Here is a 21126-nt window from a genome sequence, read left to right as displayed (position 1 = left end):
TCGCCTCCGGGACGGAGAGCTAACGTGCATGGCAGCTCTTCAAGTAGCTCAGGAACGATGCCTGCAGCCCGGTTACGTGCGTCTCGTGCAACAACGCGGTCGAAACATCCTGCGACCGTCCCTTGCCATGCAACTGCTCCACGACGGCGAGAACGTTGCGTGACAGTCCGCGATAGATCGGAATGGGTCCAGTCAGTTCGGCTTCGTTCAGCGTGACGTGCAGCTGCGGAACAACTGAGCCCACGCCACGCTCGGGCAGTGCCTCGACCAGTGTGTGGATCTGGCTGTCGGCGTTCACAACTCCGGGACTACCCGCACCGAAGGTCGCGAATGGGGGCGCGTCGCGCAGCCATGCGTAGAGGGCGAAAAGGCCTCCGTACGAGTACCCGAAGAGTCCGTGCCCGGACTCGCTGACACGTAGCTCCGACGAGTACAGGCGAGGGTGGAGTTCGTTGGTCAGGAAGTCGAGGAAGACGTCCGCGTGGGTGTCTGCCAGCTCCTCGAGGTAGGCGTCCACATACTCCTGGGTCATTGCACCCGAGTCGCGAGCAGCGGCAAGAGTGGCCGTCATTTCGTCGCCTACCGGTTCCCCGGGCGGCACGAGATCGCGGTTGCGTAGTCGTGCCCAGTTGGCAGCTTCTTCACCGGCATAACCGACGCTGACCTGGATGTACGGGGCGATCGTCAGATACGGGTCTGCCTGCGTGACGATGAGCGGGGCGGTAAGACCTACAGCCCAGTTGCCGTCCATCACGTATATCAGCGGTAAGGGATCCGTGGAGTCCGCGTAGCCGGGGGGTGTGGTCACCCAGATGCCGTAGCTGTACCCCGACTTCGCCGTTATTTCGAAGTACTCCGTGTCTGCAAAACATCCGTGCAGCATTGCGCTCATCGAACCTCTCCCTTCACTACGTGGCCGGCCTTCACGACGAGAACAGCCATGTCCGGATCGGCGAACACCTTGGCGTCGTGGAGCGGGTCTTGCTGCCAGGCGACCATGTCCGCCTGCATTCCGACGCGGATAGTTCCGACGCTTTCCCCGATACCGAGGATGTCGGCGTTGACGCTGGTGGCCGATACGAGAGCATGCATCGGCGACTCCAACTCGGCCCGCAAGCGCAACTCCTCGCCTCGGCGCTGCTGGTGCGGCCCGATGAGGTCCGAGCCCAGGCCGATCCTCAGGCCTGCTGCGCGAGAGACCGCGAGTGCCGAGGCCATGCGTTGACGTACTCCGGCGGCGCGGTCTCGTATTGCAGGGTCCAGGTCCATGCTCTCGGTGTCCGTCAACTGCTCGACCACGGCGAAGGTAGGGACCAGAGCCACGTCATGCTCGCGCATCAGCTGGGCGGTCTCTTCGTCGATGTCGGTGCCGTGTTCCACGCACCGGACACCGGCTCGCACTGCGTTGCGAATGCCCGCATTGTTGTGCGCGTGCACCGTGACGTAGGTGCCCCGCGACGCTGCTTCTTCCACTGCCACGGAGATTTCCTCGACGGTGAACTGTGTGTCGGTGAGGCTGTCATGGCCTCCGACGACACCGCCGGTGACGCACAGTTTCAGAAATGTTGCGCCTCGGCGGAACGATTCGCGCACGTTGCGTCGTAGCTCGTCGGCATTACCCGACATCAAGGACAAGGCGCAGAGCCCGGGAATGTGGTGCATGTTCCACAGCTCGGTCGGCTCCCATGCGGCCCCGTAGTAGCCGTGTCCACCGGTCTGGCACTGCACAGGACCGCACGAGAGGACACGCGGACCACGCACCTTGCCGCTCGCAATAACGTCGACGACTCCGCCGTCGATGCCACCGACGTCTCGCACCGTGGTGAAGCCCGCGTCGAGGGCATCGCCCGCGGTGGCGAAGATGCCCGCAGCCAGTTCGGCTGCCGAGAGCTCAAACCCGAATTGCCTTCGGATCGGACTCGAAATACCCAGGTGCACATGAGCATCGATCAGCCCCGGAGTCAGAAGCATGCCGTCCAAGTCAACTGTCGTCGAACCCGACGGCGCCTGTCCGATCGCGGTGACAATGCCGCCACTCACGCACACGTCGACTTCGACCGGGTCGGTGCCCGATCCATCCGCGACCATGCCGCCGGCAAACCATACGTCAGTCAAAGGGACCTCCCGAGCATTGGAAACCACTCTCCTAAACACTGGTGAATTCGATATGCGGTACCGTACTCAACAGTGGTGAACCCGTCAATGGAGGTAGCGTGAGATCGCCGGTTGGGGAGGGTCGAGAGCGACTGTTGCAGGCACTGTTCGACGAGTTCGGTGAAACCGGCCCAAGCCCGAAGCTGTCGATGCGCCAAGTAGCGGAGCGACTCGGAGTGCACCACACGCTGCTGACCTATCACTTCGGATCACGACCGGGGCTCCTCAGCGCCGTGCTGTCGGAAGCTCGCCGCCGTGACAACCTCGTCATCGCCGCGATGGGCAAGGATCTCGGGTTCGCGGCCCTGTGCAGGGCGATCTGGACCTTCTACTCGAACGCCGAGCACGAAGATCGAAGCCGCACCTTTTTTCACCTGGCCGGACTTGCGGTTTACGAGCACAAAGCATTTCAAGATTTCGCCGCCGACCTCGACGATTTGGCGCACCTCCTCGAAGCGGCGGCCCTCCGCGAAGGGTTCACAATGGTGGACGCAAAGCAGCAGAGCATCATCGCAACCGCATGTCTGCGAGGACTGTTGCTACAGAGGTTGCTCACCCCCGACGCCGAGGTCGACGCGGCAGCCGAGCGCTTCATCACCTCGTTGACAGCGTCCACCACGTAAACCCCTCATACACAACCGATCACCCCCGTTCGAGATCACCGGCGCGGGGGCGTTTTCCCTGGGCTCGGGCATGTTTCGGCGTGAGACGGTTCCCTGAGCCCCGGTTGAATGATGGTCGATCACCCTTTCGACATCTGTACGAGCGAAACGCCGAAAGATGCGACAAGTGAATGTATCCCGGCTCAGCAGACACACGACATCATCGACAAGTCCGATGATTCACATGAGTTTCGAAAGTCAGGATTGAATTGTGACCATTGCCTTCCGTGCCGCAGAGTTGAACAGCGCAAGTGGGATCTTCCAGCAAGCACTGCTCGGCCAACCCAGTGCAGAGCCACTCGGCGGAGACATCATCACTCGTGCAGATGTCGAGTTCACCAGTGACGACGGCCGCATTCAATCCGGAGTCTGGGAGAGCGAACCGGGAAAGTCGCGGTGGGAGTTCCTCACCCGCGGCGAGATCATCACCATCGTCTCCGGCGCCATGACCGTGGAGGAGGACGACGGCGATCCCGTACATCTCGTTGCCGGTACGAGTGCAATCTTCCCAATCGGATGGAAGGGTACGTGGACGGTCACCGAGACCGTACGCAAGGTGTTCGTCGTATACAACGTATGACCGAGAGAATCCGCAACATCCGACTTTCACGGCCCGTCGTACGGACGGATCTCACGACGCAGCCCACTTGCCCTGAGTACCTGTCGCTGCACTCCCGCCCTCACGGAATCCTCGGTGCCGATTACTCTCACATGGTTTCTGGCGCGAGTGATCGCCGTGTACAACAACTCCCGAGTCAGCAGTGACGACGCCTCGGCCGGCAACATCACCGATACGGTGTCGTACTGGCTGCCCTGGCTCCGGTGAATCGTCATCGCGTAAACCGTCTGGACCGACGAGAGTTGGCTCGGGTGAATCAGAAACGCATCACTGCCCCGCTGGAATGCGGCAATAGGCACGCCATCCTCACGCTGCACGATCACCCCGGCATCCCCGTTGTAGATCTTCGCCTCGTAGTCGTTGGCCGTCACCAACAGGGGTTGGCCCGGATACCACCGCGTCGGGTCAAGAAACTGCCCTGATGCCGTGCCGACCCACTCCATCGCCTGCTGCGCCCACCTCCCGACACCGTACGGTCCGTCACGGTGGGCGCACAGAAGGCGGTGCGATTCCAAGCCTTTCAGCGCGCCGATCGCATCACCCACCTCGGCCGACGCCGTCACCACCTCTGAACTCGCAACGATGTCGGCGCGCAATGCGTCAACATCCTCGGGCGAATGGAAGGAGACGGCTGGATCACCGCTGCGCAGGATACGCAGAACCTCAGCGGAATCTCCCGCTCGAACTGCCCTGGCCAACGACGCGATGGTTCCGTCGAAGCGGCGCCCGCGTGAGAGTTGAATGATCCCGCCCCGCAGACGATCCTGTTCATCCGCACTCAATGCCTCTTCGGAACCAGTGGCCGTGAGATCGTCACCCACCAACTGTGTCAGCGTCGGATTTCCACTGACCTTTACCGGGCGGGCGACAAGATCAGCAAGAACAGCGCCCGCGTCGACTGAGGTCAACTGATCGGGATCGCCGACGAGCAGTAGCCGGGCATCGGGGCGAACGGCTTCGAGCAGGCGCGCCATCAACGTGAGGGAGACCATCGACGTCTCGTCGACGACGACCACATCGTAGGGAAGTCTGTTGGTCGCATTGTATTTGAAACGACTCGAACTCCCCCGCTGCCAACCGAGTAGGCGGTGCAGGGTCATGGCCGCGAGTTCTTCGGGAAGGCCAAGGCTCGCGGTCTGCTCACGTACGGACTCCTGCAGCCGTGCTGCGGCTTTACCCGTCGGTGCGGCCAGACCGATGCGAGCATTCGAACCCAATTCCTCCGACAGGAGAGCGAGAATACGTGCGACCGTATGGGTTTTGCCGGTTCCGGGCCCACCGGCGATGACGGTGGTCCACTGTGTCGCGGCGAGAGCAGCTGCTATCCGTTGACGATCCGGCGCGATGGTCGGCCCGTTCTCGTCGACGAACAGCGAATCCAGCCGCGATCGGACCGCTTTCAGGTCGGCGGGCGGCCACGTGGACGCCCGCTCGTCGAGCACTCGCCGAATCGTCTGCTCCTGCAGAAAATATCGATCGAGGTAGAGGAGTTCACCGTCGTCCGTGTCGACCAACCGGAGCGGTCTGAGAGGTCCGGCGTTTCCGCCGATCACCAGAGGGCTCAGCCGAAGGGCGGCAACGATCTCCGACGGTTCGGGCCACGGCAACGACGTAAGTTCCTCCTCCGTCGCATTGTCGACGCTCACATCACGCATCCGTCGTAGATCGAGGCACACCGAACCTGATCGCACGGCCCGAACTGCCAACGCCGCGGCCAGCATCACTTCTTCGGAAGTTTCACCGCCCAGGCTGCACACTCTCGTCGCGACATGAACATCGGCGGCAACCAGAACCCCGGCTTCGTTGAAGATTCGCACGATCCCTTTGGCGCGCTGCGCCAATTGCGCCTCGGTCATCGAATCTTCTCCCCTACTGTGTGGGACGCATCAAGACCGGCCAGCAGATCCGATAGTTCAACCGTCAGCTGAGCAGGCGGTTTCCATTCGAAGACACCGCATTCCGGCGGGCTGTCCGGGCCGAGCATCCCACGCACGAATTGATACTGCGCGCCCCCGAGATGACGGTGCGGATCGTAGTCGGGCAGGCGCCACCGCAGATACCGATGCAGTGCAACCGAATACAGCAGTGCCTGCAGCGGATAGTGCGAGCGCATCATCTCCGTCGCCATGAGTTCACGCGTGTAGTTGGCAGCCGTCAGATCGCCGCGACCGATCCGGTTGGTCTTGTAATCGACGATCACGAACGACGGGCCCGGGATCCGCAAGACTGCGTCGATACTGCCCGTCAGGAATCCGCGCATCGGTGACGTCTCGACACGGTCCAGATAGTCGGCGTACGACGCCAGAATGTCGTCGGAGGAAAGGTGGCGCCTCAACAGTTCCGATACTCCGCGGAGTGTGACACTCATCGACACCGGATCGTCGCCACCGGCCAGTGGGAGTTCGAAATCGAGTTCGGGAAGACGATCTTTCGGCGCGATCGTGGCCAAGGTTCCGAATCCCAAGGGAGTCTGCATCACCAGATACAGCGCATCCGCGAGTGCTTCGGAGTCGACCTCGGCCGCCCGTACCGAGACCGCCTCGGCGCAACGCATCCCGAGTTCCGCTCTCAGATCTGCCACAGCCGTGTCCACCACCTCGAGCACCTCATGCACCAGCGTGCCGAATGCGGCGCCCGCGGGAAGTCCGTTCATGGGTGAAGGGAACGCCTCCAGGGGCGAGGGGGTAATGCTCCCGAGGTCTACGGAATCCTCTGGCTCGTCGTCTTTTTCGGGATCCTCGACCTCACTGCCCGTGGTCGTGACCGCGTGGTGCGCTCCGGCGGTGAGTGCCGAGTACGACGTACGACGCCACAGAGTGTCCAGGTCTCGATCGAAACGCGCCGCGGCCAGTTCGGTCACGTCCGCAGCCGCTCTGGACCAGTGGACGGGCGAGGGCGGATGGGGACCAACAGGTTCCACCGAGATCACGTCGGACGCTGCTGCCGGCCAGGTTGCGAGCCGTGCTGCGGTTGTACCGTCGTCGAGCACCTTCACTACCCGAGCAGGTTCGGCGATGCCGGGTGTACGTCCGAGCATCAACCGGTGCAGCGGCGAGCGGGAGGTCCCGTAGCTGGGTGCCCACCAGAGCACGAGTTGGCACTGCGCCCGGGTCAGCGCCACGTACAGCAGCCGCAGTTCTTCGCCCGCTTCTTCGGCCTCCGCAACAGTCTTTCTGGCGTTGTACCCCGGGCCTTCCTGCCCGCCGACGTCGAGGATGCGGCGTCCCTCCGGGTCGTGCAACAGCTGCGTCGGCGAGTTGAAGCCGCCAACGCTCTCCCAACTGAACGGGACGTAGACGATCGGGAACTCAAGCCCTTTGGTGGCATGCACCGTAGCGATTTGCACTGCGGCAGCGTCACTGTCGAGGCGGCGGCTTCGATCGGTGGCGCTCCCGGACGTCGGGTCCTTGATCCGATCGGAAAGCCAGCGAACCAGTGCGCTCAACCCGAACGCTTCCTCGGTCGCGACGCGACCGAGGAGTTGTGCGACGTGCCGCAGATCGGTGAAATCTCGTTCGCCGGACGGGGCCGCGAGTACACGCTTCTCCAGATTTGTTTCGGCAGAGATTCTTTCGAACACAGCCGCAAACCCGACGCGTGCGAACAGCCCGGAATAGGAGCGCAGTTGACCTGCAAGTTCTGCAACGACGTTGTCGCCGTCCTTGTCCAGTTCTTCGGAGGTGCGCCCGAAAATCGGCGAGAGGGCCGTCAACCGGACACGATCGGAGCGATGGGGCTGCTCGATCGCCTGCAACAGCCACAGCCACTGGGTCGCACTGGGTGTCGCGAAAACACTGGACCCTCCGGTCAATACGGAAGGTACACCGACGGCATCGAGAGCATCGCGGATCATCGCCACGTGCTTGTGGGTGCGCACCAACACCGCGACGTCTCCTGGTTCGACCGGGCGTGGATCACCGTCGACTGCCAAGCGGGCATCGCCGCCCAGGAGCGCGACCACGTCTGCTGCGACGTCGTCCGCGACGCGACTGCGAAGTCTGCCTACGGCCGGAAATCCCGAACGATTGAGCGGTCCGGCTCCGGTACGGGGCAGATGGCGTACACGCATCGGCACCGGGCCGAACAACCGAGAGTTCTTGTGCGAAGCCTCCACTGAATGCGCGACGATGCCTTCGTTGCCGAGTGCGGCACCACCGTAGAGGTGTTCGAGTGCCGCCAACAACCCTGGGTCGCTACGCCAATTGGTGGTCAACTCCTGGTGCGCATCCGCCTGATCGACCGCATCGAGATAACTCAGGACTTCTGCCCCGCGGAACGCATAGATGGCTTGTTTGGGATCACCGACCAGGACCAGGGTGGTGTGTCCGTGGAAGGCCAACCGCAGAATGTCCCACTGCAACGGATCGGTGTCCTGGAACTCGTCGATCAACACAACCTTGAACTTTTCGCGCACCCGACGACACGCGACGGGACCGTATTCCGGATCCGTCAATACACCGTGCAACAGCGTCAGCAGATCGTTGAAGTCGCGAATTCCTTTGGTCCGCTTACGTCGTTCGACCTCGAGGCGAGCAGCAGCCGCGAAGAGGACGCGCTGACCGGGTGCGGTCTCCTCCTCGCCGTCGGGTTCGAGAATTGCCTGACCATCGCCGACTGCGCTTCGGGCGATGGCCAGCGCGTCCTTCGTGGAGAACGGTGGAGACGAGTCCGTCCGGCTGTAGCGGCTGAGGTACAAATCCGAGACGACCTCACTGATCAGGTCGTCGACCGACTCCACAAAAGTTGTGTCCGGTTCACGTTCCCCGGCGATGCCCAGCCCGTCGAGCATCCTCTGACAGAAACTGTGGGTGGTCGTGATGGTGCCGGCGTCGAACTCCGCGAGAGCGCGCAGGAGTCGGCGACGCCGCACGCCGATCTCCTCGTCGTCAGCTGTGGCGAGGTACGCCACCAGATCATCATCCGACCGCCTCGCCGCCTCCGGGTCGACCAGAGCGGCGGACACTCCCGCGAACCTCTCCCTGGCACGCTCACGAAGTTCCTGAGTGGCGGCCCTACTGAATGTCACCAGCAGAACTTGCGATATGTCGGCGAGACCTTCGGCAACACAACGGGTCGCGAGTCCGACGATCGCGTAGGTCTTGCCAGTTCCGGCGCTCGCTTCCAACACCGTAGTGCCGGTAGGCAGTGGCCCCAATAGATCGAAGTCCACGGGTTACTCCGCTCTTTCGTTGGTCAGCAACGGATCCCACAGTCGTCGGGCGAGAACTCCGAATCGAGTCGGTTCCTCGGCCCAGACGAATTCGTCGTCCGACGGCGGATCCGCAGCCAACTCCGCCAGTGTTCGAGCTTCTCCGAAAACGTAAGCGTTGCTTGGATCGATCATCTCGCCGTACTGCCCGGTCCACTGGGTGTCCGCACCGTTTGTCGCATCGTCGACCGACTCGCCACCAAAGCGTCGGCGCGCATATTCGGCTGAAGTAGCGGCCCACATCGGCAACGGACGCTGCAGCCCCCGCTCGCGTAGGTCCACCAGTTGCTGCAGGATCTCGACCGCATTGCCTGGCGCATCGAGCACCGACCGTGCCGCTGCGATCTTTCCCCGACCCCGTCCGATCGAGACTGCATCGAGCGCACCGGGTCGTCCGTGCGCTTTCAAGGCGAGCAGGTTTATCCAGGCCGTCATCCGATGTTTAGGCGCCAGTGAGGAATACGACGCTCCCACCACTGAATTGCCGTGCACACCGGTTACCGTTCCGGTGAGACGACGCCCGTCACCGAGGTCGATGTCGACGTCGACAGCCTCGGAGTCGCCCTCGAGGTGTGGCAATGCAAGACCGGCAAGTTGGTCTACCACCCACTCGACGTTGCCCAGAACCGTGGCGCCCAGGTTGTAGGGCGGCAAAGTACCGCGGCGCCACTCGGCTGCACGGAAATCCGCCGAGCTGCGTCCAGCCAAGCGCGAGAGAAGCATTCGGTCACCCAGAGCCCAGGTGGACAGTGGATCGAGCTCGGTTGCCAGCGAATCCGCGATGTCGTCGTCGAGTTCCGGTACCCGGACGCCGAGGCGTTGGCGCAGAAAACCACGCGCGGGATGTACCAGGAAGTTCACCAAGTCTGCGAGGTTCACTTCCTTCGGATGCACCTCGGGTAGCTCGGCCGACAAGACTGTCGGCAATTCGACCGGTGTTCCGGAGGCAGCCCTCGCACCGGCCAGCGCTGCCGTGTCGAAGCTGAACGGCTTGTTCGGCGCGAAGTTTCGATTGTCGAACGATTGCAACGGATGCCGTGTCAGCACTCCGTTGATCGCTTCCGGACCCACCGTCGCACTGAGTACGTCGAGAAGGCCACTGAGGGGGATCGCCGGTGGTCTGACGACACCGGTGACCGGATCGGCACCGGTATACAACAGAATCAGATGTTCGCCCGCAGACATCACGGCATCGAGAAGCAGTTGCCGGTCTTCACTGCGCAGATCACGCTCCCCCACAACGGGATCACGGGACAAGATGTCGTCGCCGTCGACTCCACCGGTTCGAGGGAACACCTCGTCGTCGAGTCCGATCAGCACGACCACGCGATGCGGTACCGAACGCATCGGAACCATCGTGCACACCGTCAGTTCGCCGGTTCGGAAGTTGGCACGCGTCGGTCTGCCCGCGAGGCTGCGCGAGAGCATCGCGCGAACATCGGCCAGACGTAACACCGTCTCTCCGCCGAATTCGACAGCAGCTACCAGTTCGCGGTGGGCCCCCGCGCTCTGCCAGGAATCTGCGGGCGCTGTGTCGGTCAGCAGATCCAGGGCCCGCATCAGCACACGAAGCCATTCGGCCGGTGAATGTGGGCCGGCAAGATCGCGAAGCGAGACGGCCAGGCGATCGACGAACTCTGCGAAACGTCCAGTCAGGTCGATGTCTGTGCCGTCCACGTCATCGAGTGGTAGCGCGAGATCCAACCAGGCATTTTCCGATTCGTCCGCGCTGACCCCCAACAAGATTCGGTCCATGGCGGTGTTGAAGGTGTTCTGCGGAAATGCGTCGAGGCCGAACGTGGCACGCTGCCGACTACCGATTCCCCAGCGAGCACCCGCTTCCGTCGTCCATTCCCGCAGTCTTTCCAACTCGTCGTCGCCCCACGAAAAACGTGTGCGGACAGGCTCGGTCGCGGCCAGGTCGAGAACCTCACTGGCTGTGGCCCGGCCGTCGGCCAATTCGAGGAGAGAGCCGAGAATGGCCAGGACTGGATTGGTCTGACGTAATCCGCGGTCTGCCAGCCTTACTCGAAGAAGATGCCCGGGGTGGCCATGGACGCCTTGCCCGAATGCAGCACGAACCAAGGGTGCGTACGTTTCGACGTCCGGGCACATCACGAGTACGTCGCGTGGCTGCAATGTCGGGTCGTCCTCGAACAATCGGAGCAAGCATTCGCGGAGCACCTCGACCTGCCGTGCCGGCCCGTGGCAAGCGTGGACCTGAACTGTCCCATCCGGTTCCGCTGCAACGCTGGGAGCACGATCTGCGATGACGTCGGCTTTGACCGTCGCCAGGAGGGATTTCGGGCCGGCTGGTTCGGGAAGATGCACCGACTCGAACTCGGCGGCACCGAGGCTGATCTGAAGTTCACGAACGTCGCGAGCAAGACTCGACAGCAACGGATTGGCGGATATCAGCGCTGACCCGTCTTCCGAACGTCGGATCGTGCTCTCACTTCGAGGCTGCATGCGCGAGCTCATCTTGGTCCACAGCGCGGGGCTGGGATGCGGGAGCCAGATGTGCACGTCCCGATTCGCACTGAGTGCGCTCAAGATCATTCGCTGATCGACCGGCAGCCGGGTCGGCCCGAAGACCGACAGACGTTCCGGTAGGTCGACCAAGGCCGGGTCCTCGACCAGCGCGCGGCTCACTTGCCCCAGTCGCTCTGCGGGCCCCGGAACGTCGATCTTGTCCGCGACGATGCACCACAGACGTGCCTGCCATTCGAAATCCTCCGACAGCGCCAATCCGTGTCCGTCGGTCAACCACCCGGCGGCCCAGTCGATCAGCATCTGCGGGCGTTGCGCGGCATAACTGCGGAAGAGTTCGGTGACATGTGTGGCGGAGGCAAACCGTCGACCTTCACGATGGCCTTCGAGATGTTTCGCCAGGACTCCGCACCAGGGCTCGCCGAGGGACTCGTCGATCACATCGAGAACCGTCCACACCAATCGCGTCGGCGACCATGGGTCGTCGTCAGCCGTGATTCCACTGACCGCGGCCACGGACTCCGCGACCAGGCGCGCGGGTGAAGGAAACGCGATGTTCGCAGAAATTCCGTCCACTGCTGACGGTCCGGACGTGCCTAGCTGGGAGGACAGCCGCTGATTGAGCCAACGCTCGACGCCCTTGGCCGGCACCGCAACAGTTTCCCTGGCGAATGGATCCGACAGCGGGGTACGGAGGAGCGTGGCCAACGCCGAGACCAAGGTGTCCGAACGCTCGGCCCGGTACAACTTCAGCAATCTTCGCTCCCCTCACTCCGTCCAGACGTCCATCTCACCACGGCGCTGTGACAGGAGACGCCGAACCAGCCTCACGCAGCGGTGACGCGCAGGCAACATGACCGCAACCGGACGTTCGTACTGTGCGGGAATGACCAGTCCCGTCACCACACCTCGCCCCGCTGGAACCGGTCTCGACATCTCCGGCCTCGGCAAGACCTTCGAGATGGGTCGTCGGTCGGTGACCGCGCTGACCGACGTGTCCCTTCAAACCAGCGAAGGCTCTTTCCTGTCTCTGCTCGGGCCGTCCGGATGCGGGAAGTCCACCGTTCTCCGCATCCTTGCGGGCCTCGATAGTCCGACGTCGGGAACGGCCCTTGTCAACGGGCAGTCGCCCGCCGAGTTACGCAAGCGCCGCGAACTCGGAATCGCCTTCCAGGATTCGGCTTTGCTGCCGTGGCGAACAGTGGCCTCCAACATCAAACTGCCCCTTCAGGTTGCCGGCATCGATCCTGACCCCGACCTGATCGCCGACCTGATCGCGCTCGTCGGCCTCGAAGGATTCGAGAAGGCCAAGCCCGCTCAATTATCCGGCGGTATGCGTCAGCGTGTGTCAATCGCGCGATCGCTCGTGGTCAAGCCGAGTGTCCTGCTACTCGACGAACCCTTCGGCGCGCTGGACGACATGACCCGTCAACGGCTCAACATCGAATTGCTCAGGATCTGGACCGAGAAACCGGCGACCACGTTGATGGTGACTCACGGAATCGCCGAAGCCGTGTTCCTCTCCGACGTCGTTGCCGTCATGACGCCGCGGCCCGGACGCGTCCTCGAAGTCGTGCCGATCGACCTGCCGCGCCCGCGTACACCCGAGATGATGCGTACACCCGAGTTCCACGAGATCCACGACTACCTCTCCGGACTGCTCTTCGGAAAAGCAGGCGTCGCATGACAATTACCGATATCGAGAACGTCGCGACCGCGGCGGCGCAGCCATCTGTGCCGCGCCGGATCCGATTGAAGCGTCCGACGTGGTTCGGTGGTGCAGTCGGCATCTGCGGACTGATCGCTCTCTGGTGGATTCTGGCGGCGGCCGGTGTTGCGGGAGGCACGATTCCGACGCCGTGGGTGGTTGTCTCGACGATGTTCGACGACGGTTGGTCGCTGTACGGACCCAATTTCACCGTCACGGCTTCCGGTGCGCTGCAGGGCTTTCTCTGGGGAAACCTGCTGGCGATCACGCTTGCCGTGCTTGTCGTTCTCATTCCGCCCATCGAGGGATTGGCCACACAACTGGCGATCCTGAGCTACTGCACACCGCTTTTGGCGCTTGGCCCAATCATCCTGGTCGTCTTCGGCGGCCGGACCCCCACAATCTTTCTCGCCGCAATGTACTGCTTCTTCACCACGATGGTCGGCACACTCGCAGGCCTGAGATCGGCAGACAAGACGAGCCTCGATCTCGTCGCCGCCTACGGCGGTGGGCGTTGGCAGAAGTTCACCAAAGTTCAACTTGTGAGCGCACTTCCGAGCACCTTTGCTGCCCTCAAGATTGCTGCACCTTCGGCCGTACTGGGTGCAATTCTCGGCGAGTATCTCGGCGGGGTGGACAGCGGGATCGGCGTCGCACTAACGGCCGCTCAGACGTCGTACAACGTCCCGCGAACGTGGGGAATGGCTATCGCCGCCGCCTTGCTCGCCGGTCTGGGGTACGCCGTCGTCGCAGCGATCGCCCGGCTCGTCACCCCGTGGACGAGCGCTCCGGGAGCACAGAAATGACCGCGGTACGAGGAACATTGAGATTCCTCGCCCCGATTGCCATCGCCTCGGCGCTGTTGCTTGTCATCTGGGTGGTCTTCCTCAACGCCTTCCCCCAGGTCGGCCCGCGTGTGGGAAAGACGCCGGCCGACGTCTGGGAGTACCTGTTCTCCGGCCCAAAATCCGCCGACGCTCGTTCGGGCATCATCGACAACCTGTTCATCACTCTGCGCGACGCCGGTGTCGGCTTTGCCGTCGGAATGACTGCCGCGCTCGTGGTGGCATCGATCTTCGTCGTTTCCCGCACTGTCGAACAGACTTTCATGCCCGTTGCAATGCTTCTACGATCTGTTCCTCTCGTTGCGATGACCCCGATCATCGTCCCGATATTCGGCCGCGGAATCGTGGGTGTGACGGTCATGGTTGCGATAGTGGTGTTCTTTCCGGCCCTGGTCATGATCATGGTCGGTCTGCGCGCCGCTCCAGCTCAGGCACAAGACCTCATCGCTGCGTACGGCGGGAGTCGTTGGACCGCATTGCGAATGGTGTCCGTACCGTCCGCACTTCCGGCTGTGTTCGCCGCTGCACGAGTATCCGTACCCGGCGCCTTGATCGGAGCACTGATCGGCGAATGGCTCGGTAGCGGCCAAGGCTTGGGTTCGAGCATGATCAAAGCCATTCCGCGCTACCAGTACAACGAATTGTGGGCATCTATCGTGGTGATCACCGTGGTGTCGATCGTCCTCTACGCCGTGGTCGGGATCTTCGAAAGCATCGCTCTGTCTCGTTTCGGTCCTTCGGCGGGCAAGTCGTGACATCTGTTAACACGACCTCAACAAACTCTCTCTCCCAAGCAAACTGAACGAAACCGACTGGCCCTAGTGTTCCGATTCATGACGCCATTCAAGCCCGTCCGCCAGCTGGACCGCAGGGCCTTCTTCCGCTACTCCGCGCTGACCGGCATCGCAGTCGCCGGTAGTGCGTCATTGCTCGCGTGTAGCAGTGACTCCAGCAGTTCGAGTGGCGGAACCACGGACGACGGTTCCGAATTCGGAACAGTTGCAGTGCAGTTGTCCTGGATCAAGAACATCGAGTTCGCCGGTGAGTACTTCGCTCTCGACAAGGGGTACTACAAGAATGCCGGCTTCGGAAATGTCGACCTGGTGGCAGGCGGCGCAGCCGGCACCGGCGTCGAAGCCGGCTTGGACACCGGTAAGGTGTGGATCGGAATGTCCGCACCGCAGCTCACAGCCCCCGCCGTACTCGACGGACTGGAGGCAAAGATCGTCGGTGCGACATTCCAGAAGAACCCGTTTGCGATTGTCAGTTCCGCTGCGGCACCGATCAACTCACCACAGGACATGATCGGCAAGAAGATCGGCGTCCAGGATTCCAATCAGCTCGTCTTCGGAGCTCTCCTGGCAGCAAACGGCCTGACCGAAAGCCAGATGACGATCGTGCCCGCGCAGTTCGATCCGAGCCCCTTGGCGAACGGCGAGGTGGACGGCTGGGTCTCCTACGTGACCAACGAGCCGATCACACTGGCCGCCAAAGGTTTCCCCAACGCCCACTTCCTCTTCGCGGACTACAACCTGCCGTTGGTCGCCGAATCGTTCACGGTTCTCCAGTCCACCATCGACAACGAGAGGGACAAACTCAAGGCATTCCTGAAGGCCGAGATCCAAGGATGGAAGGATGCGGTCGCCGATCCGGCAGAGTCGGCACGGCTTGCCGTCGAGGTCTACGGCAAGGACCAGAACCTCGAACTCGAAGAGCAGATCAAGGAAGCCACCGCACAGAATGATCTGGTGGTGTCGGCAGATACCAAAGCCAACGGGTTGTTCACGATGACACCCCAACTGATCGAACAGAACATCGCGGCACTGTCGAAAGCGGGGCTGGAGATTACGGCGGAGCAACTGTTCGACATGTCGATCCTCGAGGAGGTGTACGCCGAGAATCCGGAGTTGATCTGACTGAGCCGAGCGTCAGCGAACCTCCCGCGCGAGTACGCCCGAGATGAATAGCTGTACAAGGACCTCGGCCTTGTACCGGTCATCGGACCCAGCACCGATACAAAGGTTCCCGATGCCTTTGAGCACGTTGTACGCATCGACCCGCGAAGCAGTGCCAACGGACTCGAGCGCTGCCGCGAGGAGGGAGTCACATACCGGGACGAGGCGGTCGACGAAGTAGGTATGCAGAGCGTCGGACCCGGCGCTGTCTCCTTGCAGTGCACCGGCGAGCCCATGCTTGGTTACCAGGAACTCCACGAACAAAGCCACCCATGCCCGCAAAGCCGCCTCGGGCGTTGCACTCTCCGCGAGCATCTGTGGGCCCGCGTCCGCACACGCCTCGACTTGGTGTCGGTATACGGCGACCACCAACTCGGGACGCGTCGGGAAGTGGCGGTAGATCGTCCCCATGCCGACGCCGGCCTTCGCCGCAATCTCCCGCACCGGAGCGTCGACTCCGGACTCCACGAACACTGCTGCCGCCGCGTCGAGCAGCGCCTGCTCGCTTCGACGTGGGCGACCGACTTGCTTGGGAGACGCGACGCGCGACTGCTCGTCCTGGGCATCAGCCATGTGCACTCCTCGCTGACTCACAACATATGTTTGCATTACGGAACAACGCTCCGTAATGTTGCGGAGCGACGCTCCGATAAACAGTATCGCAGGGTGCAGCCTCAGCAAGGAACTTGCCATGACCTCATCAATGATCGACACTCTGAACGGCATCATCGGCGCCGGCACCCCGGTCGTCTCCGTTGCCCCCGTCGAGTTGTTCGCCCCCGATCGACCTGTCCCGCTGGAAGTACGTGTGTCTGCTCCGGCAGCAGGCACGAACCTCCCCGTTGTGGTGTTCTCCCACGGCAACGGCTGGAACCTCGATGGATACTCGCCACTCACGGCATTCTGGGCATCCCACGGATTCGTGGTGATCCAGCCGACACATCTGGACTCGCGCCGGAACGGTTTCGGGTTCGACCACCCGGTTTTCCCGACGATCTGGACCGAGAGAATCGCGGATCTCACACGCATCCTTGATCAGCTCGACACCATCGAATTTGCCGTGCCCGGGCTTGCCGGCCGCATCGACCGCAGTCGAGTTGCCGCCACTGGTCACTCCTGGGGCGGGCAAACCGCTCAGTCACTCCTCGGAGCAAGGATCTTCGACGAGGCCGGCCAGGTCGGCCAGGACATGTCCGACAGTCGCGTCACCGCGGGAATCCTTTTCGCGGCAACCGGTCTCGGCGGCGAGAACCTGCATCCGTTCGCGCAGGCGAACTTCCCGTTCATGCGCCCCTCGTTCCAGGAACTGACGACGCCGACACTCGTCGTCGCGGGCGACCACGACCAGTCCAAGATGTCCAGCCGCGGACCTGACTGGTTCACCGACGCCTACACGCACAGCCCCGGAGCCACCGACCTCCTGACCTTCTACGGTGCCGAGCACGCACTCGGCGGAATCGTCGGATACGAAGTCGCCGAGACCACTGACGAGAACCCAGAGCGGGTCGCCGCCATCCAACGGATGAGTACTGCCTACCTTCGGACCGCGTTGCGCATCGATGAGACCAGCTGGCCAGCGGCCCGGGCCGCATTCAGCGACAACGCCGACCCGATCGGCCGAGTCGACACCAAGTAATGCGGCAGTGATCCAACTTATTGGCCGAAGTTGAACCTGAGATTCGCATTTATCAAGGTGTTGAGCCGCTTTCGCATGCTGACAACCTCTGCCTCGGGCGGTATAGGATCGTCCAAGAAGAGCGTCCAACGCAGCATCGTGCTGTTTCCGACCGCCTCGATGTCGAATCGGATGACGGCGTCGGGTCGGGCTGGCGGTACGGATCGATCAATGCCTCGAACATGAAGCGCGCAGGCGGCGGCTGGCTCCGGCGCCTCGTCGCGACTTGCTGCATGACACGAGCGTAACCGCCTCTCAAGGGCATACCTCTGCCTTCACCCTGCAAGATCCACGAAAACCGGGATAAATCGGACACTGTCGGAGGACACTCAGGAGCACATCCGTCTGGGAGGGCCGCTCATGCGTAAACGCCATCAGGTTCTGCTTGCAGTGTCCGCAGCGATCGGATTGTCGCTGACGCCGATCAATGCGTCGGCAACACCGAGCACTGGAGTACACGGTGAAATCCTCGGGCAGGTGACTTTCGACGGCAAGGACTACATCCTGCGCCAGATCACCATCGACCCCGGTGGTTCCACCGGTTGGCACTTCCACGACGGGACGCTCTACGCGCTGATCGCGCAGGGCACGTTGAGCCACTACCGATCCGATTGCTCCGTCGACGGGATCTACAGCGCCGGAAATACTTTGATCGAACCGAGCGGTTCAGATCATGTGCACATCGGAAACAACTCGCAGACAACACCATTGGTGCTCGAGGTCGTCTACGTCAATCCGGCGGGCAGCCCCCTCTCCGAAGATGCTGCGCCTCCTAACTGCCAACTACCCGGCTGACGGGGCAGAAGAGTTAAACCGCACCGGCATCGATTCGAGCCCGGACACGAAGTTGGCCGCACGCCGCTGCAACGGCGCGTCGGTGGCAAGTTCCATGTCCGGCAGCCTGGCGAAGAGTTGCTCGAACATGATCCGTCCCTCCAACCTGGCCAGCTGATTGCCCAGACAGAAATGAGTTCCGAAGCCGAAGGCCACGTGCGGATTCGGTGTGCGGCCGACATCGAACCGTTCGGCGTTCAGGAACACGGACTCGTCGAAATTTGCCGATTCGAAGAGCAGCAGCATCTTCTCACCCGCCTTCAGTTGCGCACCGAAGAAATCGGTGTCACGGGTCAGAGTTCGAGCCATGTTCTTGATCGGCGACGACCACCGCAGCATCTCCTCCATTGCCAAGGGAATGGCATCGGGATCGTCGACTAGCTCCCGGCGCTGGTCCGGATGGCGCAGTAGCTGTTCCATGCCGCCGCTGAGCACGTGCCGTGTGGTCTCGTCACCGCCGATCAGGATCAGCAGGGATTCGTTGACGATTTCCTGATCGGAGAGGGCTTCGCCGTCGACCGCACTGTGAATCAACGTGCTCACCAAATCGTCGGCCGGGTCGCTCCTCCGCTCGGCAATGGTTCGCATCATGTACGCGGTGAAATCGACGTACGCAACCATCATGGCCTGCAGTTGATCCTGGGAAGCGTTGCTTCCCAATGCCTTCACCAGATCGTCCGACCACCGCAGAAACAACGCGCGTTCCTCCGGACGGACACCCAACATGTCGCCGATGACGGCCATCGGCAGCGGTGCCGCCAGGTCTGCGACGAAGTCGGCTTCTCCTTTCTCACAGACGGCGTCGATCAGTTGATCGCAGATCTCCCGGATACGGCCGGCCTTGGCTTCGACCTTCTTACGTGTGAAACCCGCATTGACCAAGCGTCGACGTGTGAGGTGCTGCGGGTCGTCCATGTCGATCATCTGCGGCAATGGACCGGTTTCGGGGCGGATGCCACCGGCGTTGGAGAACAGTTCGGGATCCCGCTCGGCTGCGACGACGGCGTCGTAACTCGCGGCCGCGGTGATTCCGTTGGCGTCGTCTCGGTACACGGGCTCGTGATCACGCATCCAGGCGTATGCGTCGCGCACATTCCCGAGGTCTCCGCTGTAGAAGCGTCCGTCGATCAAATCGAAGGTCGGTCTGGTAGCCATCACTCCACCTCTCGCACAACCCTTGCCTCAATAAGTAGAACCTGTTCCTATATAGCGTGGGGCGTTTTCACCGAAGCCGGACCGGAAAACCTCCAGAAGCAGCACGCGAGCCCGCCGGAGCAACGACCAGGAGACACGCATGGACGACGACACCGCCTCAGCGGGCATACCCACTTTCACCGGCACATCGATACTGGTGACCGGCGGCGGTAGTGGCATCGGCCTGGGCATCGCTCGTTCGCTCGTTGCGTCCGGCGCTCACGTCACGATCTGCGGACGCAACAAGGAGAAACTCGATGCTGCCGCCGAATCGATCCGGCAGGCGACTGCCGCAGGATCGGTCAGCGTCTCCCCCGCCGACGTCACGATCGAGACAGACGTCGTCGCCGCTGTCGCCGCGGCGGTGTCCGTCACCGGAAAGCTCGACGGAGTCGTGGCCTGCGCCGGCGGGAACGAAACCATCGCACCGGTCACGCAACTCGACGTCGACGCCTGGCGCCGCACCGTCGACCTCAACGTCACGGGGACCATGCTGACGATCAAGCACGGCGCGCGGGCACTGGTGGCAGGAGGCGGTGGATCCATCGTCGCGATCTCGTCGATCGCCAGCAGCAACACACATCGCTGGTTCGGCGCGTACGGCGTCTCGAAGTCCGGCGTCGACCACCTGGTGCAATTGGCGGCAGACGAACTGGGCGCCAGCAACATTCGTGTCAATGCGATCCGGCCGGGTCTGACCCGAACGGATCTGGTCGCGCTCATCACCGACGGTGGCCCCATCCTGGACGACTACCTGGCCAACACGCCGCTCGAACGCGTCGGCGAGGTCGAGGACGTCGCCGGACTCGCTTCTTTCCTACTCGGACCGCAATCCACCTGGATCACCGGGCAGATCATCAACGTCGACGGAGGCCAAATGCTGCGCCGCGGACCGGATTTCCGCTCGATGCTCGAACCCGTCTACGGCTCCGACGGACTCCGTGGGGTGGTAGCGCCATGAGCTACACGATTCTGGGCAAGAGGGTCGAGATGCCCGTCGAAGTTCGCACCGCGTCTGCCTTCATGGCGTTGTACTCGGTACCGAGCACAACCGCGCAGTCGATCATCGATTACACCGGCTTGACCGTGCTCCAGTACCGTCCTGGCCGGGCGCTGTGCGGCCTGGTTTTTGTCGACTACATCGACGGGGATCTGGGGCCGTACAACGAATTCGGAGTGACGTACATGGTGCGCAGCCACACTGCGCCTCCCGAAACCTCGGTGCTGGGAGATCTACGTTCGCTCGCTGCCGGAACTGCAGGGGCACTCATTCACGAGTTGCCGGTGGACGGCGAGTTCACCAAGGCCGCCGGCCGGGAAATCTGGGGATTCCCGAAGGTGCTCGCCGAGTTCGACACCGAGCACGTCGGCTCGGTCAAGCGCGGATCGGTCTCTCGCGACGGCAAACTCATCACACAGTTGAGTGTGAAATCCGGCGTCAGCGTGCCGGGCGGCGGAGCCAACATGTCGTTGGCCGCGTACTCACATCTCGACGGCGCCACCAGGTGCACGTCGTGGGACATGGCACCGACCGGCGTCAAATCGCGCCCTGGTGGAGCCGAGGTTCAACTGGGCAGTCACCCGATGGCGGCGGAGCTTCGGAAACTGGGACTCCCCCGCCGGGCCCTGATGACCACGACCATCAAGAACCTGGCGATGACGTTCGGGGAGGCCACAACAATCTGAGTGTCGGCCGACGGCACCCCTTTCGGTCACGTGTGACTCGGGCTACACTCCTGGACGGTTGACCAACTCGCGTCAGACCGCCCGAAAGGACACTC

The 21126-nt window shown here is 62.6% G+C and carries 17 protein-coding genes; 10 read left to right on the top strand and 7 right to left on the bottom strand.

The window, feature by feature from the left end; translation table 11 throughout:
* Positions 1-19 precede the first annotated feature (19 nt).
* Positions 20-892 (bottom strand): alpha/beta hydrolase, encoded by an 873-nt coding sequence (locus ATN38_RS28145; protein ID WP_020906257.1) that lies wholly within the window; start codon positions 890-892, stop codon positions 20-22.
* The gene (locus tag ATN38_RS28140) at positions 889-2115 is read right to left on the bottom strand and encodes an amidohydrolase family protein (protein ID WP_235867743.1); all 1227 of its coding nucleotides are present in this window, start codon (positions 2113-2115) and stop codon (positions 889-891) included. Before ATN38_RS28140 ends, ATN38_RS28145 begins: the two co-directional genes overlap by 4 nt.
* Before the next feature lie 98 nt (positions 2116-2213).
* Between ATN38_RS28140 and ATN38_RS28135 the strand changes: the two genes are divergently transcribed.
* Positions 2214-2777: a TetR/AcrR family transcriptional regulator gene (locus ATN38_RS28135; RefSeq protein ID WP_007734140.1), complete on the top strand. Its 564-nt coding sequence runs from the start codon at positions 2214-2216 to the stop codon at positions 2775-2777.
* Between the two features lie 250 nt (positions 2778-3027).
* On the top strand, positions 3028-3396 hold the full coding sequence (locus ATN38_RS28130) for a cupin domain-containing protein (RefSeq protein ID WP_058039220.1): 369 nt from the start codon (positions 3028-3030) through the stop codon (positions 3394-3396).
* A gap of 26 nt (positions 3397-3422) precedes the next feature.
* On the opposite strand, the gene recD is transcribed toward ATN38_RS28130, so the two are convergent.
* The 3 genes from recD to recC are packed head-to-tail and all read right to left on the bottom strand — an operon-like array spanning position 3423 to position 11890.
* Positions 3423-5291, bottom strand: a complete 1869-nt coding sequence (recD, locus tag ATN38_RS28125; protein WP_069146985.1) for an exodeoxyribonuclease V subunit alpha — start codon at positions 5289-5291, stop codon at positions 3423-3425.
* Positions 5288-8605, bottom strand: a complete 3318-nt coding sequence (locus ATN38_RS28120) for a UvrD-helicase domain-containing protein (RefSeq protein ID WP_218749133.1) — start codon at positions 8603-8605, stop codon at positions 5288-5290. The genes recD and ATN38_RS28120 overlap by 4 nt, the downstream gene beginning before the upstream one ends.
* Before the next feature lie 3 nt (positions 8606-8608).
* Positions 8609-11890: an exodeoxyribonuclease V subunit gamma gene (gene recC, locus ATN38_RS28115; RefSeq protein WP_218749127.1), complete on the bottom strand. Its 3282-nt coding sequence runs from the start codon at positions 11888-11890 to the stop codon at positions 8609-8611.
* Between the two features lie 97 nt (positions 11891-11987).
* Between recC and ATN38_RS28110 the strand changes: the two genes are divergently transcribed.
* The 4 genes from ATN38_RS28110 to ATN38_RS28095 all read left to right on the top strand — a co-directional run bounded on the left by ATN38_RS28110 (position 11988) and on the right by ATN38_RS28095 (position 15603).
* Positions 11988-12821 (top strand): ABC transporter ATP-binding protein, encoded by an 834-nt coding sequence (locus tag ATN38_RS28110; protein ID WP_003945415.1) that lies wholly within the window; start codon positions 11988-11990, stop codon positions 12819-12821.
* Entirely contained in the window at positions 12818-13648 is an 831-nt protein-coding gene (locus tag ATN38_RS28105) for an ABC transporter permease (protein WP_003945560.1), read from the top strand. The genes ATN38_RS28110 and ATN38_RS28105 overlap by 4 nt, the downstream gene beginning before the upstream one ends.
* Entirely contained in the window at positions 13645-14442 is a 798-nt protein-coding gene (locus ATN38_RS28100; RefSeq protein ID WP_218749126.1) for an ABC transporter permease, read from the top strand. The genes ATN38_RS28105 and ATN38_RS28100 overlap by 4 nt, the downstream gene beginning before the upstream one ends.
* 78 nt (positions 14443-14520) lie before the next feature.
* Positions 14521-15603 (top strand): ABC transporter substrate-binding protein, encoded by a 1083-nt coding sequence (locus ATN38_RS28095; protein WP_058039310.1) that lies wholly within the window; start codon positions 14521-14523, stop codon positions 15601-15603.
* Between the two features lie 12 nt (positions 15604-15615).
* Here the strand turns inward: ATN38_RS28095 and ATN38_RS28090 are convergent, their stop codons facing one another.
* Positions 15616-16215, bottom strand: coding sequence for a TetR/AcrR family transcriptional regulator (locus ATN38_RS28090; RefSeq protein WP_031332839.1), 600 nt, complete (start codon positions 16213-16215; stop codon positions 15616-15618).
* A 118-nt stretch (positions 16216-16333) separates the two neighbouring features.
* On the opposite strand from ATN38_RS28090, the gene ATN38_RS28085 reads away from it, so the two are divergent.
* The gene (locus ATN38_RS28085; protein ID WP_042920492.1) at positions 16334-17278 is read left to right on the top strand and encodes an alpha/beta fold hydrolase; all 945 of its coding nucleotides are present in this window, start codon (positions 16334-16336) and stop codon (positions 17276-17278) included.
* A gap of 399 nt (positions 17279-17677) precedes the next feature.
* Entirely contained in the window at positions 17678-18112 is a 435-nt protein-coding gene (locus ATN38_RS28080) for a cupin (RefSeq protein WP_003945598.1), read from the top strand.
* Here ATN38_RS28080 and ATN38_RS28075 read toward each other — a convergent pair.
* On the bottom strand, positions 18101-19306 hold the full coding sequence (locus ATN38_RS28075) for a cytochrome P450 (RefSeq protein WP_007734124.1): 1206 nt from the start codon (positions 19304-19306) through the stop codon (positions 18101-18103). The two genes, ATN38_RS28080 and ATN38_RS28075, sit on opposite strands and share 12 nt — an antisense overlap.
* 139 nt (positions 19307-19445) lie before the next feature.
* On the opposite strand from ATN38_RS28075, the gene ATN38_RS28070 reads away from it, so the two are divergent.
* Both ATN38_RS28070 and ATN38_RS28065 read left to right on the top strand, forming a co-directional pair.
* Positions 19446-20306 (top strand): SDR family oxidoreductase, encoded by an 861-nt coding sequence (locus ATN38_RS28070; protein ID WP_064075148.1) that lies wholly within the window; start codon positions 19446-19448, stop codon positions 20304-20306.
* Positions 20303-21031, top strand: coding sequence for an acetoacetate decarboxylase family protein (locus ATN38_RS28065; protein WP_042920495.1), 729 nt, complete (start codon positions 20303-20305; stop codon positions 21029-21031). Before ATN38_RS28070 ends, ATN38_RS28065 begins: the two co-directional genes overlap by 4 nt.
* Positions 21032-21126 lie beyond the last annotated feature (95 nt).

The sequence above is a fragment of the Rhodococcus sp. FH8 genome (assembly GCF_019266085.1).
Taxonomy (GTDB): Bacteria; Actinomycetota; Actinomycetes; order Mycobacteriales; family Mycobacteriaceae; genus Rhodococcus_F; species Rhodococcus_F qingshengii.
This window is presented reverse-complemented; position numbering and strand designations above follow the sequence as displayed.